We start from the raw sequence: 13,804 nt of genomic DNA, 5'->3' as shown, positions 1-13,804 counted from the left end.
ATGAGGAGCGTTTTGGCACGACACGCGCTGCTGATGAGATTCCTATGCGTCGGTGTCATTAACACGGTGTTCGGATACGGCTGCTTCGCGCTGTTGCTTTGGATGGGGGTGCACTACGCCCCTGCTCTGCTGCTCGCTACGATTGCTGGCGTTCTTTTCAACTTCAAGTCCATCGGGATTCTGGTCTTTCGTTCTCACGACAATCGACTGATCGTCAGGTTCGTACTCAGCTACTGCGTTGTCTATGCCGTGAACGTAAGCGGCATCCGGCTTTTCACGCTGGCCGGCATTGCGCCGGCAGTCGGGGGCGCGCTGCTGTTACTGCCGATGGCGCTGCTCGCTTACCTCTTGAATAAGCGATTCGTATTTCATCATGTCAAAGCTCATTAGCATCGTCACCCCCTGCTACAACGAAGAAGGCAACATCGAGGAGTTGCACGCGCGCGTCGCCGCCGTGATGGCGACGTTGCCTTACGACTACGAGCATATTTGCATCGACAATTGTTCGACTGACGGAACGGTTGCCAAGCTGCGCAAGCTTGCGAGTGAAGACCCGCGACTGAAGGTGATTATCAACGCCCGCAACTTTGGCCATATCAAATCGCCGTATCACGCGATCCTGCAAGCGAACGGCGACGCCTGCGTCCTAATTGCTTCCGATCTGCAAGATCCGCCGGAAATGATCGCGGAATTCGTCAAGAAGTGGGAGGAGGGATTCAAGACGGTCCTCGCAGTCAAGCCAGAGAGCGAAGAATCGAAGCTGATGTTCCTGGCAAGACGCGCCTACTACCGCCTGATTTCCCGGATTTCTGAAGTGCCGCTGATTCAGAACGCCACCGGTGCCGGTTTGTTCGATCGTGCGGTACTCGACATATTGCGTTCGATTCAGGACCCGTACCCGTACTTCCGGGGTTTGCTCTGCGAGATCGGCTTTCCGATTGCGACGGTGCCGTTTCGGCAACCGCGTCGGACACGAGGAATTACCAAGAATAATTTCTACACGCTGTACGACATCGGCATGCTGGGCATTACGAATCATTCGAAGATGCCGCTTCGAATCATGGCGATGGCCGGATTTGCGCTGGCTATCCTGAGCTTGATTGCCGCGTTTGGATTTCTGATCGCAAAGCTGCTCTTCTGGAACGAATTCCAGCTTGGTATGGCACCGATTCTTATCGGGATCTTCTTCTTTGGTGCCGTCCAATGTTTCTTCATTGGCGTATTAGGTGAGTATGTCGCCTCGATCCATACACAAGTCAGAAAAATGCCGCTTGTAGTGGAAGCCGAACGAATCAATTTCTGAGCTGGATGAAGATGAGAAAAGCAGTTTCCGGTTACGCGGGGGATATCGCGGTTCTGTTCGTTGTGTACGCCCTTGCGTACGGTTTAATGCTGCTGAACCATGGGATTTATTGGGACGACTGGGTTTGGTTCGATCTTCGGCCCGACCTGATCAAAAACAGCATGAGCCAGCTAGGGTATCCGTTCCTTGCGGATATCCACCTGTTTCTTCAACAGGGCGGGGTTTTTGCGTACCGTCTCCTGACATTTGCCTGCTACCTCGTTGCCGCAATTGCCCTTTATGGCACGCTGGCACAGATACCCTCGATTTCGCGGACCCAGCGCCTCTTCATCACAATAATCTTCGCGGTGTTTCCCGTGAATGGCGCTCGGATTCTGATTGCGACGGTGCACTACGCGATCGCCTATGTGGGATTTTTCGTTGCCTGCTTTGCGTTCGTCTCGTACATCAATTCGCGTAGAACGATCTATGGTGTCATCGCGTGGCTGTTGTTCTTTGCGTCGACCTATCTCGTCAATTCGTTGTTGGTGTTTTACGGCGTTCTACCGATCTACCTGTTGTACCTCGGCATCAATGATCGCGCGACTTGGGTTCGCTGGCGCGCAATCGTCATCAACAATCTGGGCTTTCTGGTTTTGCCGTTGCTTGTATTCCTGGCAAAGCAGCAATGGGGCAAGCCATACGGACTGTATGACGGTTACAACACGATTAGCTTGAAGAACGCGCTTCTCTCACTGCCGAGTCTCGATCAGGCAACGCACGGGACGCTGATCGATCCCGTCAACGCGGCACTTCTTGCCGGGGGATCGGAGAAATGGCTGAGTACTATCGTGATTGTCGTCACCGTCGGCATTTGTGTTTGGATATGGAAGTCTGTGCGCAAGCCAAGCGCGGATGGGACGGGGTCGCCATCGCTCGTTTCTCTTCCGGTCAATCTGTTGGTTGCCGTCGTGCTGTTAGGCCTTGCTGTCCTTCCGTACCTTGTCGTCGGCAAGATGCCCGCCATCAATAGCTGGGAAACACGGCACCAGTTGCTTGTTCCGCTAGGCGCGGCCTGGCTGTTCGTTGCCATTGCCAGCGTTGCCCGAAGGGCAACACGACTCCCCGTCGCCCCTGTTCTCGCACTTCTCTGCGGCTTGTTCGTCGCAAGCAACATTCGAGACAACGTTCTTTATATCGGCGATGCCTTCAAGCAAGATGCCTTCATGCTAAACGCTGCACAGAATCCCGACTTGCGCGCAGGCGGCGGGCAAGTGTTCTCGATGCGCGACACGACGACTGATATGAGTTGGAGCGGACGCTGCATGTCGTTCTACGAATACGCCGGTATGTTCAGCCGGATATTTCACGAACAAAGCCGTCTGCCAATCGGGAGCTGCGAACTGTATGCCTATGACGTTATCCGCCCCGGATTCACTGCCTCATATCATCTTGCAGACGTCAAACCAGGGCAGCCGACCCGCGAGGTCATCATTGAACGCGCCGGTTATCCGTTGAGTTTGAACAACACACTCCGCCTGCTCAAACAAAGCTATTTCGAACCGAAGTACTTCGAAGCGAACGTCCGTCACATCGTCAATGTTCGCGTGGTGCCGTACACCGGAGCGCCGTAAGTGCGCGCCCCTCGTTTCGGTCGTACACCCAGCCGATGATTGGTTGAAATAAATTCAATCTTCAATTAGACAGGGTTCGGCATATCGAAAAATCGATGTTCAAGTCCGAAGCGTTCGGCGACATGCTCGCCGAGCGCGCGGGCACCGCCACGTTCGGTCGCGTGATGCCCTGCCGCCAGATACCCCACGCCGCACTCCATCGCAAGGTGCTGTGTGGGTTCTGACACCTCACCGCTGATATATACGTCCGCCCCGGCGGCGATCGCCGCTTCGAAGAAGCCCTGCGCCCCGCCGGTACACCACGCCACCCGGCGCACCTGACGGCTTGGGTCGCCCAGCACCAAAGGTTTGCGTCCCAATTGCGATTCGACGTGAGCCGCAAGGGCCGCCAGCGTCATCGGTTGCGCGGGCGCGCCGAGCCATCCGAGCTGATCGGGGCCGAAACGGCCACCATCGTCGGCGAATCCCAGCAACTTGCCGAGTTGGGCGTTGTTGCCCAGTTCGGGATGCGCGTCGAGCGGCAGGTGGTAGGCGAACAGACTGATGTCGTTGCCGATCAGCAACCCGAGACGCTTGCGCTTCATCCCGGTAATGCGGGCATCTTCGTTCTTCCAGAAATAACCGTGATGGACGAGCACGGCATCCGCCCCCCAGTCGCGCGCGGCTTCGAGAAACGCCAGGCTGGCGGTCACACCGCTGGCGATTTTCTTTATCTCGCTGCGTCCTTCGACTTGTAGGCCGTTCGGGCAGTAATCGCGAAATTGCGCGGTTTGCAGGGTATCGTTCAGATACAATTCGAGTTCAACACGATTCATATAAGGCCTCGCTTCTTCATGCTCAGACGCTTCTGGCTACTGTTCGCGCAAGCGGTCACCGTGCTGCTTGCGTTGCTCTTCATCATCGCCACTCTCAAGCCTCAGTGGCTGCAACGCCAGGGTTCGTTCGGCAAGCAACTCGCCAATCCGATCATCGCCTTGCAGGAAGTCGCGCCGAGTCTGTCCGACAAACCGGCAACAGGCTCCTATGCGGATGGCGCACAAAAGGCCATGCCCGCGGTCGTCAGCATTTTTTCCAGCAAGGAACAAAAGCAGAATCGCGACCCGCGCCTCGATGATCCGCTGTTCCGCTATTTCTTCGGAGACGGCGGCGGCACGGTGCGTCAGGACCCGGTATCGAGCCTCGGTTCTGGCGTGATCGTGAGCAGCGAAGGCTATATTCTCACGAATCATCACGTGGTGGACGGCGCCGACGAGATCGAAGTCGCCCTCGCCGACGGCCGCAAAGCCCGCGCCAAGCTGGTCGGCAGCGATCCCGAGACCGATCTCGCCGTGCTCAAGATCACGCTCGACAATCTGCCCGCCATCACTCTTGGCCGCATGGATCAGGTGCGCGTGGGCGACGTAGTGCTCGCCATCGGCAACCCGTTCGGCGTCGGTCAGACGGTCACGATGGGCATCATCAGCGCGCTGGGCCGTAACCACCTCGACATCAGCACGTTCGAGAACTTCATTCAGACCGATGCCGCCATCAACCCCGGCAATTCGGGCGGCGCACTGGTCGACGTGAACGGTAATCTGCTGGGCATCAACACGGCGATTTACTCGCGCAGCGGCGGCAATATGGGCATTGGCTTCGCGATTCCTGTGTCGACGGCCCGCTCGGTGCTCGAAAGCATCATCACGACCGGCGGCGTCACGCGCGGCTGGGTCGGTGTCGAGCCGCAGGACATTACTTCGGACATCGCCGAGTCGTTCGGCCTGCAACAGGACTCCGGCGTCATCATCGCGGGCGTCGTGCAGGGCGGTCCGGCCGACAAGGCCGGCGTCCAGCCGGGCGACATCCTGACGAAAGTGAACGACGAGTCGATTCGCGACACGACCGAGTTGCTCAACGTCATCGCCCAGATCAAGCCGGGCACGCAGGCCAAGATCCACGTCACGCGCAAGAAGAAGGAGCTGGACCTGACGGTGACCATCGGCAAGCGTCCGCCGCCGCCCAAGCGCGCCGTGCAGGACGAGGACGACGGCAGCGACGATAACAACGCTGACTGATCGACGGGGCAAACGAAACACCCCGGGTAACGAATAACGGCTGCGCTTCGGCGCAGCCGTTTTCGTTTGGGCGTCTGTCCTGCGAAGCGACATGATCGAGGGCTACGAACGACCGCCCACGCTCATCAGTGTTCAATGACATGCGACCGGCCTCCCCCCCCTTTAGCCAACAAAAAAGCACGGGACGAAACCCGTGCTTTTTCTGTTGCCCGTCAGGTGCCGATCAGGAGGTCGCCTTACCGTCCTCTTCGCCGCTGTCTTTGTCCTCGCCGTTGGGGGCTTGCCCCTGTTTGACGAAGATCCGTGCAGCGATCAGTCCAAGCTCGTAGAGAATACAGAGCGGCACAGCCAGCAGCAGCTGCGAGAGGATGTCCGGCGGCGTGACGACGGCGGCCAGCACGAACGCCCCCACCACCACGTACGGACGAATCTGCTTGAGCTTGGCGATGCTCACCACGCCCATGCGCGCGAGCACCACGACCACGACCGGCACTTCGAACGTCACCCCGAACGCCATGAACATCGTCAGCACGAAGCTCAGGTAATTGTCGATATCGGTGTTCATCTCCGCCCCAAGCGGCGCGTTGTAGTGCGCGATGAAGTGGAACACCGTCGGGAAGACGAGGAAATACGCGAACGCCATGCCGATCAGGAACAGCGAGTAGCTGCTCACGACCAGCGGCATCACCAGCTTCTTCTCATGCTGATACAGCCCCGGCGCGATAAACGCCCAGACCTGATACAGCACGATGGGTAGCGCAATCACGAACGCGACCATCAACGTGACCTTCATCGGGACGAAGAACGAACCGGTGATATCGGTGACGATCAGCTTGCCGTCGGCCGGCAGCGATTGGGTGAGCGGGCGGGCGAGCAGCCGGAAGATATCCGGAGCCCAGTAGACCAGCGACAGGAAGACCACGATCACGGACGTGCCCGCACGAATGATGCGATTGCGCAGCTCAACCAGATGCGAGATGAAGGTCTCTTCGGTGCCCCCTTCGGGGATTTGTTTCTCGTCGCTCACGTCGACTTATCCAGGAATGAAGCCAGCACAGTGCCTGATGGCGGGAAGTTCGGCGCGATTATGCCTCGGAAGGCCTCAGAAGAACTTGATGGGCCGACGCAGCTTGGCCGGCGTGTGACGCGCCACGCGCGCCGCACCCGACTGCACCTGCGTGCGCGTCGTGCTGGCCTGCTTGAACCACATGGGCGTCGCGGCCCGGCGCACGCGCCAGTTGCGACGCTTGGGTTTCGCACGGATGCTCGACGTCACCACCGGTTCGGACAGGTAGCTGTCGGAGTACCCGGTCGCGGCATCGGTGCCGCCTCCGGCGATCTCGTTCGTCGACGTGCCGGTGGCACTCGCCCAGGCGTCGTTGAGCGACGCCTCCTGCTCATGCAACTGCTTCTGAACGGTGTTCTGCGCGCTGCGGGCCGCGTCCTCGAACTGGTTGCGCATGTTGCGCAGCTCGTCGAGTTCCATCTCGCGGCTCACTTCGGCCTTCACGTCGTTGATATAGCGTTGGGCGCGACCAAACAGCGCGCCCGCCGTGCGTGCCACTTTGGGCAGGCGTTCGGGACCGATCACGACCAGCGCAACCACGCCGATCAACATCAGTTTGGAAAGGCCGAGATCGATCATGTCGACGCCGACTTAGCCTTGCTTGTGATTGCTCGCGTCCTTGGCCTGCACGTCGATGGTGGTCGAATCGCGCAGTTCCTTGGCAGCCGCCGGGTCTTCCTTGGCCGGGGAGGCTTCGCCTTCCTTCATGCCGTCCTTGAAGCCCTTCACTGCACCGCCCAGATCGCTACCCATGTTGCGCAGCTTCTTGGTGCCGAAAACCATCATCACGATCACCAGCACGATCAGCCAGTGCCAAATACTCAACGAACCCATGACCACTCTCCTTGCGTTTACCTACCTCTGCCGCGTCGCGACGAGGTTTTATCGAGCCTGACTGCGCAGGCCTCCTCGGCCTTTGGCGCAGTGCGCTATGTTTGCCCCGTGTTACTCATCCGCTTTACTCATGGTACGCAACCATGTGCCCCATTGTGGCACATTGCGCGTCCCGTCCAGCATCGTAACCGGGCGCAGCGCCGGGTAGAAATAAATGTTTCGTGAAACCTTTCCCGATGCGGGTGCGTTGCACGTTCCATCCGCATAACGCGGCAATTCGTCGCGTTATTCCACGCTTGCGCAGCTCTGCTGCCCTTACATGCGCTTCCACGGCCGCGGTCCGGCCAGAATGTGCATGTGAAGATGATAAACCTCCTGCCCGCCGCCCGGCCCGGTGTTCATCACCACGCGAAACCCGTTGCCGTCGATGTTCGATGCGTCGCCATCGAACGCGTAGCCCTGCTCGCGGGCCAGCTTCGGCGCGAGCAGCATCATCTTGCCGAGCAGCGCCTGATCTTCCGGCTGGCAGTCTTGCAGCGTGGCGATATGCTTGCGCGGGACCATGAGCAGGTGCAGATCGGCGGCCGGGTTGATGTCCTTGAACACCACCACGTCGTCGTCGCTATAGACCTGCGCGCTCGGGATCTGCCCAGCGACGATTTTGCAGAAGATACAGTTGTCGTGCGTCATGCTTGTGTCTTCCTCTCGAATGCTCTGATGAATCGAAGCGCCGCCCTGCGTGCCTCAGGCGCGCGCCGCGTACATGGGTTTGTTGTCGTTCAGATACAGCCAGCCCTTGACGATCCGGTACAGCGTCCAGATGCCCAGCACCCAGAGAATCGCGAACCCGACCACCACGACGGCAAGCGCCACACCCAGCACCGCCCAGACCACCGACCACCAGAAGGTGCGGATTTGCCAGGTGAAATGCGACGCGTACAGCGTGCCGGCCGCGTCGTCGCGCTTGATGTAGTTGATGATGATGGCCACGATGGCGGTCACGCCGCCGGTGAGCCAGAACAGCGCATACAGCGCGTAGAGCACGTGCGTGAGCTTGCGCATCGCGCGTTCCTGCTCTTCGCTCGGCGCATTTGCGAGCGTCGTCGTGTTGACGGTATAGGGATGGCCCGGGCCGCCGGATTGTTGCGGATCGTTCATGAAGCGTCTCCTCTTGAGAGCCTGCGTGATCACTCGACAGTGGACTCGGCAGTGTCGGACAAATGGAGTGCAGGGCGCAAAGTGGGCTGGGGGGGTGCTGCCGCGAGACTGCGGCAGACGCCGATGTCAGTCCGCGTGTTCGCCGCGCGTGCCGCGCTGCGCCTTCTCGACGAGGCCCGAGAGCCCCTCGCGACGCGCCAGTTCGGCAAGCACTTCGTTCGGGCTCAGGTCGTGGTGAGCCAGCAGCACCATGCAGTGGAACCACAGATCGGCCGTCTCGTTGACGAGCTTCTGACGCAGATCGTCCGCCCCGCCAATGCGAATGTCCTTGGCCGCGAGCACGACTTCGGTCGCTTCTTCGCCGATCTTCTTGCAGATGGCGTCGTCGCCCTTGTGAAACAGACGGGCAACGTACGACTTGTCGGGATCGCCGCCCTTACGCGACGCGATCACTTCGGCAACACGCTCGAGCGTATCGTTCATGGCAATCACTTGTAGATCTTGTTCGGGTCCTTGAGCACCGGCTCGACGGTGGTCCACTGACCTTCCGCGGCGTTGCCCTCGAACTTCTGGAAGAAGCAGGAATGACGGCCCGTGTGGCAGGCGATGCCATCGTTCTGCGTCACCTTGAGCAGCACGACGTCTTCGTCGCAATCGAGACGGATCTCATGCACCTTCTGCACGTGACCCGACTCCTCGCCCTTGTGCCACAGACGCTTGCGCGAGCGCGAGTAGTAGACAGCCTCGCCGATCTCCACGGTGCGCGCGAGCGCTTCGCGGTTCATCCAGGCGAACATCAGTACGTCGTTGCTGCCGACTTCCTGCGCGATCACGGGCACGAGGCCCTGTGCGTCCCAACTTACTTTATCCAGCCAGTCTTGCGTCATGATGCATCGAGTCCCGTTCAGAGGCCTTACAGACGTACGGAAATGCCCTTATCGGCCATGAAGCGCTTGGCTTCGCCGACGGTGTGCTCGCCGTAGTGGAAGATGCTCGCGGCCAGCACGGCATCTGCATGGCCTTCGGTCACGCCGTTGGCGAGATCGGCCAGCGAACCCACGCCGCCCGAGGCGATCACGGGAATGCTCACGGCATCGGACACAGCGCGCGTGAGCGCCAGGTCGAAGCCGCTCTTGGTGCCGTCGCGGTCCATGCTCGTGAGCAGGATCTCGCCAGCGCCCAGCGCTTCGATCTGTTTGGCCCAGGCCACCGCGTCGAGGCCGGTGTTCTTGCGACCGCCGTGCGTGAAGACTTCCCAGCGCGGGGCTTCACCGTCGGCCGAGACACGCTTGGCGTCGATCGCCACGACGATGCACTGCGAGCCGTACTTGGCCGCCGCGTCGGCGACCAGTTGCGGATTCGCGACAGCCGACGAGTTCATGCTGACCTTGTCTGCACCGGCATTGAGCAGACGGCGAACGTCTGCCACTTCGCGCACGCCGCCGCCCACCGTGAGGGGGATGAAGACCTGCGCGGCCACCGCTTCGATGATCGGCAAAATGAGATCGCGTCCGTCGGAGGTCGCGGTGATGTCGAGGAACGTCAGTTCGTCGGCGCCCTGCTCGTCATAACGGCGGGCAATCTCGACGGGGTCGCCCGCGTCGCGAAGTTCGACGAAGTTGACGCCCTTGACCACGCGGCCGGCCGTCACGTCCAGACACGGGATGATGCGTTTAGCGAGAGCCATGATGTTGGCACGCGAGACGGCCGCAGCCGGAGTCCCGCTTATGCCGCTCCTTCGGAAAGCTCGTCGGCACGCGTTTGTGCCGATGAGAAATTCAGATCGCCCGAGTAGATGGCTCGGCCGCAGATGACGCCTTCGACGCCCTCGTTCTCGACCTTGCACAGCGCATCGATGTCGTCCAGATTCGACAGGCCGCCGCTGGCGATCACCGGCACGGTCACGGCCTGCGCCAGGCGCACCGTCGCTTCGATGTTGATGCCCTGAAGCATGCCGTCGCGGCCGATATCGGTGTAGATGATCGATTCGACGCCGTAGTCCTCGAACTTGCGCGCCAGATCCACGACTTCGTGGCCGGTGAGCTTGCTCCAGCCGTCGGTGGCGACTTTGCCGTCCTTGGCGTCGAGGCCGACGATGATGTGGCCGCCGAACGCGCTGCAGGCATCACGCAGGAAACCGGGGTTCTTCACCGCCGCCGTACCGATGATGACGTACGACAGACCGGCGTCGAGAAAGCGCTCGATGGTGCCCAGGTCGCGAATGCCGCCGCCCAGTTGCACGGGAATGTCGGTGCCGACTTCCTCGATGATGGCGTGGATGGCCGCTTCGTTACGCGGCTTGCCAGCAAATGCACCGTTCAAGTCCACCAGATGGAGGCGGCGCGCACCTTGCTCGACCCAATGTCGAGCCATGGCGGCGGGGTCCTCCGAGAATACGGTGGCTTGATCCATGTCGCCTTGTTTAAGGCGAACACATTGACCGTCTTTAAGGTCGATGGCCGGGATGAGCAGCATAGGCAATCGTGAAACGTCGCTAGTGGGAAGTAAAAGGAATGCGCAAGTTACGCAGACAACATAAAACCGACCCCGGTCTTGCCGGACTTCGGCGCGTCGGGATCGGGTTCATCAACATGACACAGTATAAGCCGTGATGCAGAGCACGCTCGGGAAGGAAACCGGAGTCCAGCGCGTCGCACGGGGCTTCATCAGGGCTTCCACTGTGCAAAATTGCGGTAAAGCGCAAGGCCCGCCTGGGCGCTCTTTTCCGGGTGAAACTGAGTGGCGAAGATATTATCTTGGGCCACTGCACAGGTAAAGGGCACACCGTAGACCGTCTCGCCGGCCGTCAGTTCGGGCTTTGCGGGCACAACGTAGTAGCTGTGCACGAAGTAAAAATAGCTGTCGTCGGGCACGCCGGCCCAGATCGGGTGAGCGCCCTGCGTCTGACGCACGCGGTTCCAGCCCATCTGCGGCACCTTGAAGCGCGAACCGTCGTCCTGCACCTGACCTTCGAGATCGAAGCGCACCACGCGGCCCGGCAGCAGACCCAGCGCAGGGGTGTTGCCTTCGTCCGACATATCGAACAGCATCTGCTCACCCACGCACACGCCAAACATCGGCTTGGTGGCGGCGGCTTCGACGACGGCCTCGCGCAGGCCCGACTCGTTCAGGCAGCCCATGCAGTCGCGCATCGCGCCCTGCCCCGGCAGCACCACGCGGTCGGCGGCGCGAATCTCGGCGGCGTCGCTGCTGATGCTCACGTCGGCCTCCGGGGCTGCGGCACGCAGCGCCTGATAGACCGAGCGCAGGTTGCCCATTCCGTAGTCGACAATCGCAATCTTATTCATCTCAAACCCGGCAGCAGTATTTTCAAACCATCGATAATGAATTCCACGGCCAGCGCCGAGAGGATCAACCCCATCAGGCGCGTGCCGATGTTGATGCCCGTGCGCCCGAGCCAGCCTTCGATGCGACCGGCACTGCGCAACGCCACCCAACACACCGCACCCACCCCCACGCCGATCGCCATGAGCGCCAGAATCTGCGCCCAGCCGTGCGCACGGCCGGAATAGATGATCACGGTACTGATCGTCCCCGGCCCGGTGAGCAGCGGAATCGCCAGCGGCACCACGGCGATGTTCGGCCGCTCCTCCGCTTCGTGACGCTCTTCCGCCGTCGCCCGCGTGTTCCCGGTCTGCGCGTTGATCATGTTCACCGCCATAAGCAGCATGATCACGCCGCCACCGACTTCCAGCGACGCAATCGAGATGCCGAAGAAGCGGATGATCGCCTCGCCGAACAGTCCCGACCCTGCCACCACGAGCGCCACGGCAATCGCCGCGACGTTGATCGTGTGGCGCTTCTCTTCCCGTGTCTGCGTGGACGTCAGGCTGATGAACAGCGGAATCGCCCCGAGCGGATTGATCAGGGCCAGCAACGAGATGAAGAACTTGAAGGCGTCGAGCGTCATAAGGGGCACACGGCGCCGGCGTCCGGCCGGTCGATGAATCTTCGCAGGGGCGCCGGACTCGCGTCCGGCGGGCTATCCGGCTGGCGACACCGGTCAGACCGGTGTCACGAGCGCTACAGACCCGTCAATGTCAGAGGCTTCCCTTCGTGGACGGCACGACACCCGCCGCACGCGGATCGATCTCGACCGCCATGCGCAGCGCACGACCGAACGCCTTGAACACCGTTTCGCACTGGTGGTGGGCGTTGATACCGCGCAGGTTGTCGATATGGAGCGTGACGCCCGCGTGATTCACGAAGCCACGGAAAAATTCGATGAGCAGGTCGACGTCGAAGTTGCCCACGCGAGCACGCGTGAAAGGCACATGGAATTCGAGACCGGGACGACCCGAGAAGTCGATCACCACCCGCGAAAGCGCTTCGTCGAGCGGCACATAGCTATGGCCGTAACGCACGATGCCTTTCTTGTCGCCGATGGCCTTGGCGACCGCCATACCCAGCGTGATGCCGACGTCTTCCACCGTGTGGTGATCGTCGATGTAGGTATCGCCCTTGGCTTCGACATCCATGTCGATGAGGCCGTGGCGCGCGATCTGGTCGAGCATGTGGTCCAGAAACGGCACGCCGGTATCGAGCGTCTTCCGGCCGGTGCCGTCCAGGTCGATCTTGACGCGTATTTGCGTTTCGCTGGTATCGCGAACGACTTCCGCAATGCGCATGATGGTGAGTTCTCGTCGTATAGCTTGTTAGAGTGATGCCGCCAAAGCCTTGACCATTGCGGCATTCTCCGTGGGGGTGCCGACCGTCAATCTGAGGCAATTGGCCAGCAATACGTGCATTTTACCCACGTTTTTGATCAACACCTTGTGCGCGAGCAGGCCGGTGTGGGTTTTGTCGGCATCCGGTACGCGAACGAGCAGGAAATTGGCGTCGCTCGCGAACACCGTCACCCCGGGAAGCGCCGCCACTGCGGCCGCCAGCCGGGTGCGCTCCGCGCGCAACTCGGCGGCCTGCGCGTCGAGCACATCGAGGTGATCGAGCATGAATTCCGCGCACGCCTGCGTCAGCACGTTCACGTTGTAGGGCGGACGCACCTTGTCGAGCTGATCCAGCCACTCGGCGCGACCCGCCACGTAACCCAGGCGGATCCCCGCCAGTCCGAGCTTGGAGACGGTGCGCATGACCAGCAGGTTGGGGAATTCTGGCAGACGCGGCATCCACGTCTTGCCCGCGAACGGCTGGTACGCCTCGTCGATCACCACCAGCCCGTTGCCTGCCGCGCGCACCAGCGTCTCAATGTCCTCGTCGGCAAACAGATTGCCGGTCGGGTTGTTCGGATACGCCAGATAGACCACCGCGCCCGGATGCGCCGCAATCGCGTTCAGCATCGCGGGCATATCGAGCGAGAAGTCGGCCGTGAGCGGCACGCCGACAAACTCGACACCCGCGAACCGCGACGAGATCTCGTACATCACGAACCCCGGCATCGGTGCGATGACCGCCGCGCCCGGGCGCGCCGTCGCCATCGCGATCATGCTGATGATTTCGTCCGAGCCGTTGCCGAGCAGCAGCTTCGCACCCGCCGGTACACCCATCGTGCGCGAGAGCTTCTCAAGCAGCGCCTGCGGACGCGGTGCCGGATAGCGATTGAGCGCCACGTCCGCCAGATGCTGCGCCAGCGCGGTGCGCAGCGCATCGGGCAGGCCGTAGGGGTTCTCCATCGCGTCGAGCTTCAGGAAACCGCTGGCATCGGGCACAGGATAGGTGCTCATGGCGAGCACATCGGGGCGAATCACTTGGTCGACGGACATGGCGAATCGGAGGCGATGGGGGTGGGGGTTAGGGACGG

Annotated in this window: 18 protein-coding genes; 4 read left to right on the top strand and 14 right to left on the bottom strand. The window is 61.0% G+C overall.

The genetic code is table 11. The features are described from left to right. Genes PAQ31011_RS25100 through PAQ31011_RS25090 form a run of 3 tightly spaced genes read left to right on the top strand, consistent with a single transcriptional unit; the run spans position 1 to position 2,916 of the window. Positions 1-390: a GtrA family protein gene (locus PAQ31011_RS25100; RefSeq protein ID WP_150578341.1), complete on the top strand. Its 390-nt coding sequence runs from the start codon at positions 1-3 to the stop codon at positions 388-390. Beyond that, the gene (locus tag PAQ31011_RS25095) at positions 374-1,303 is read left to right on the top strand and encodes a glycosyltransferase family 2 protein (RefSeq protein WP_150578340.1); all 930 of its coding nucleotides are present in this window, start codon (positions 374-376) and stop codon (positions 1,301-1,303) included. The genes PAQ31011_RS25100 and PAQ31011_RS25095 overlap by 17 nt, the downstream gene beginning before the upstream one ends. A gap of 11 nt (positions 1,304-1,314) precedes the next feature. Continuing rightward, positions 1,315-2,916 carry a hypothetical protein gene (locus PAQ31011_RS25090; protein ID WP_150578339.1) on the top strand — a complete coding sequence of 534 codons (1,602 nt, stop codon included), beginning with the start codon at positions 1,315-1,317 and terminating at the stop codon, positions 2,914-2,916. Between the two features lie 65 nt (positions 2,917-2,981). Here PAQ31011_RS25090 and PAQ31011_RS25085 read toward each other — a convergent pair whose 3' ends face one another. Then, positions 2,982-3,731: a Nif3-like dinuclear metal center hexameric protein gene (locus PAQ31011_RS25085; RefSeq protein WP_150578338.1), complete on the bottom strand. Its 750-nt coding sequence runs from the start codon at positions 3,729-3,731 to the stop codon at positions 2,982-2,984. A gap of 18 nt (positions 3,732-3,749) precedes the next feature. Here PAQ31011_RS25085 and PAQ31011_RS25080 point away from each other — a divergent pair, with 18 nt between their 5' ends. Beyond that, positions 3,750-4,967: a Do family serine endopeptidase gene (locus tag PAQ31011_RS25080; RefSeq protein WP_150578337.1), complete on the top strand. Its 1,218-nt coding sequence runs from the start codon at positions 3,750-3,752 to the stop codon at positions 4,965-4,967. A gap of 223 nt (positions 4,968-5,190) precedes the next feature. Here the strand turns inward: PAQ31011_RS25080 and tatC are convergent, their stop codons facing one another. From tatC to hisC, 13 genes are all read right to left on the bottom strand, one after another. Continuing rightward, on the bottom strand, positions 5,191-5,994 hold the full coding sequence (tatC, locus tag PAQ31011_RS25075) for a twin-arginine translocase subunit TatC (RefSeq protein ID WP_150578336.1): 804 nt from the start codon (positions 5,992-5,994) through the stop codon (positions 5,191-5,193). Between the two features lie 75 nt (positions 5,995-6,069). Further along, positions 6,070-6,612, bottom strand: coding sequence for a Sec-independent protein translocase protein TatB (gene tatB, locus PAQ31011_RS25070; RefSeq protein ID WP_150578335.1), 543 nt, complete (start codon positions 6,610-6,612; stop codon positions 6,070-6,072). A 12-nt stretch (positions 6,613-6,624) separates the two neighbouring features. After that, the gene (gene tatA / locus PAQ31011_RS25065; RefSeq protein WP_150578334.1) at positions 6,625-6,867 is read right to left on the bottom strand and encodes a Sec-independent protein translocase subunit TatA; all 243 of its coding nucleotides are present in this window, start codon (positions 6,865-6,867) and stop codon (positions 6,625-6,627) included. A gap of 315 nt (positions 6,868-7,182) precedes the next feature. Then, entirely contained in the window at positions 7,183-7,557 is a 375-nt protein-coding gene (locus tag PAQ31011_RS25060; protein ID WP_039393594.1) for a histidine triad nucleotide-binding protein, read from the bottom strand. 54 nt (positions 7,558-7,611) lie between these two features. Continuing rightward, positions 7,612-7,929: a DUF4870 family protein gene (locus PAQ31011_RS25055; RefSeq protein WP_150578368.1), complete on the bottom strand. Its 318-nt coding sequence runs from the start codon at positions 7,927-7,929 to the stop codon at positions 7,612-7,614. 222 nt (positions 7,930-8,151) lie between these two features. Continuing rightward, on the bottom strand, positions 8,152-8,508 hold the full coding sequence (locus PAQ31011_RS25050; RefSeq protein WP_046293169.1) for a phosphoribosyl-ATP diphosphatase: 357 nt from the start codon (positions 8,506-8,508) through the stop codon (positions 8,152-8,154). A gap of 5 nt (positions 8,509-8,513) precedes the next feature. Continuing rightward, complete coding sequence (gene hisI / locus PAQ31011_RS25045; protein ID WP_039393598.1) at positions 8,514-8,912, bottom strand: phosphoribosyl-AMP cyclohydrolase; 399 nt, start codon at positions 8,910-8,912, stop codon at positions 8,514-8,516. A gap of 26 nt (positions 8,913-8,938) precedes the next feature. Continuing rightward, positions 8,939-9,712 carry an imidazole glycerol phosphate synthase subunit HisF gene (gene hisF, locus PAQ31011_RS25040; RefSeq protein WP_039393600.1) on the bottom strand — a complete coding sequence of 258 codons (774 nt, stop codon included), beginning with the start codon at positions 9,710-9,712 and terminating at the stop codon, positions 8,939-8,941. Between the two features lie 38 nt (positions 9,713-9,750). Beyond that, a complete protein-coding gene (hisA, locus tag PAQ31011_RS25035; RefSeq protein WP_150578333.1) occupies positions 9,751-10,500 on the bottom strand; it encodes a 1-(5-phosphoribosyl)-5-[(5-phosphoribosylamino)methylideneamino]imidazole-4-carboxamide isomerase in 750 nt (249 codons plus the stop codon). A gap of 191 nt (positions 10,501-10,691) precedes the next feature. After that, positions 10,692-11,333 (bottom strand): imidazole glycerol phosphate synthase subunit HisH, encoded by a 642-nt coding sequence (gene hisH / locus PAQ31011_RS25030; protein WP_039393605.1) that lies wholly within the window; start codon positions 11,331-11,333, stop codon positions 10,692-10,694. After that, positions 11,330-11,956 (bottom strand): MarC family protein, encoded by a 627-nt coding sequence (locus PAQ31011_RS25025; protein WP_039393607.1) that lies wholly within the window; start codon positions 11,954-11,956, stop codon positions 11,330-11,332. The genes hisH and PAQ31011_RS25025 overlap by 4 nt, the downstream gene beginning before the upstream one ends. 130 nt (positions 11,957-12,086) lie before the next feature. Continuing rightward, positions 12,087-12,674: an imidazoleglycerol-phosphate dehydratase HisB gene (hisB, locus tag PAQ31011_RS25020; protein WP_039393608.1), complete on the bottom strand. Its 588-nt coding sequence runs from the start codon at positions 12,672-12,674 to the stop codon at positions 12,087-12,089. Between the two features lie 27 nt (positions 12,675-12,701). After that, complete coding sequence (hisC, locus tag PAQ31011_RS25015; RefSeq protein WP_150578332.1) at positions 12,702-13,766, bottom strand: histidinol-phosphate transaminase; 1,065 nt, start codon at positions 13,764-13,766, stop codon at positions 12,702-12,704. Between the last annotated feature and the right edge of the window lie 38 nt (positions 13,767-13,804).

It is taken from the genome of Pandoraea aquatica, assembly GCF_902459565.1.
GTDB classification, from domain to species: domain Bacteria; phylum Pseudomonadota; class Gammaproteobacteria; order Burkholderiales; family Burkholderiaceae; genus Pandoraea; species Pandoraea aquatica.
This window is presented reverse-complemented; position numbering and strand designations above follow the sequence as displayed.

Coding starts and splice junctions, on each gene's coding strand:
- PAQ31011_RS25100 (WP_150578341.1), top strand. CDS start 1: ATGAGGAGCGTTTTGGCACGACACGCGCTGCTGATGAGATTCCTATGC.
- PAQ31011_RS25095 (WP_150578340.1), top strand. CDS start 374: ATGTCAAAGCTCATTAGCATCGTCACCCCCTGCTACAACGAAGAAGGC.
- PAQ31011_RS25090 (WP_150578339.1), top strand. CDS start 1,315: ATGAGAAAAGCAGTTTCCGGTTACGCGGGGGATATCGCGGTTCTGTTC.
- PAQ31011_RS25085 (WP_150578338.1), bottom strand. CDS start 3,731: ATGAATCGTGTTGAACTCGAATTGTATCTGAACGATACCCTGCAAACC.
- PAQ31011_RS25080 (WP_150578337.1), top strand. CDS start 3,750: ATGCTCAGACGCTTCTGGCTACTGTTCGCGCAAGCGGTCACCGTGCTG.
- tatB (WP_150578335.1), bottom strand. CDS start 6,612: ATGATCGATCTCGGCCTTTCCAAACTGATGTTGATCGGCGTGGTTGCG.
- tatA (WP_150578334.1), bottom strand. CDS start 6,867: ATGGGTTCGTTGAGTATTTGGCACTGGCTGATCGTGCTGGTGATCGTG.
- PAQ31011_RS25060 (WP_039393594.1), bottom strand. CDS start 7,557: ATGACGCACGACAACTGTATCTTCTGCAAAATCGTCGCTGGGCAGATC.
- PAQ31011_RS25055 (WP_150578368.1), bottom strand. CDS start 7,929: ATGCGCAAGCTCACGCACGTGCTCTACGCGCTGTATGCGCTGTTCTGG.
- PAQ31011_RS25050 (WP_046293169.1), bottom strand. CDS start 8,508: ATGAACGATACGCTCGAGCGTGTTGCCGAAGTGATCGCGTCGCGTAAG.
- hisI (WP_039393598.1), bottom strand. CDS start 8,912: ATGACGCAAGACTGGCTGGATAAAGTAAGTTGGGACGCACAGGGCCTC.
- hisF (WP_039393600.1), bottom strand. CDS start 9,712: ATGGCTCTCGCTAAACGCATCATCCCGTGTCTGGACGTGACGGCCGGC.
- hisA (WP_150578333.1), bottom strand. CDS start 10,500: ATGCTGCTCATCCCGGCCATCGACCTTAAAGACGGTCAATGTGTTCGC.
- hisH (WP_039393605.1), bottom strand. CDS start 11,333: ATGAATAAGATTGCGATTGTCGACTACGGAATGGGCAACCTGCGCTCG.
- PAQ31011_RS25025 (WP_039393607.1), bottom strand. CDS start 11,956: ATGACGCTCGACGCCTTCAAGTTCTTCATCTCGTTGCTGGCCCTGATC.
- hisB (WP_039393608.1), bottom strand. CDS start 12,674: ATGCGCATTGCGGAAGTCGTTCGCGATACCAGCGAAACGCAAATACGC.
- hisC (WP_150578332.1), bottom strand. CDS start 13,766: ATGTCCGTCGACCAAGTGATTCGCCCCGATGTGCTCGCCATGAGCACC.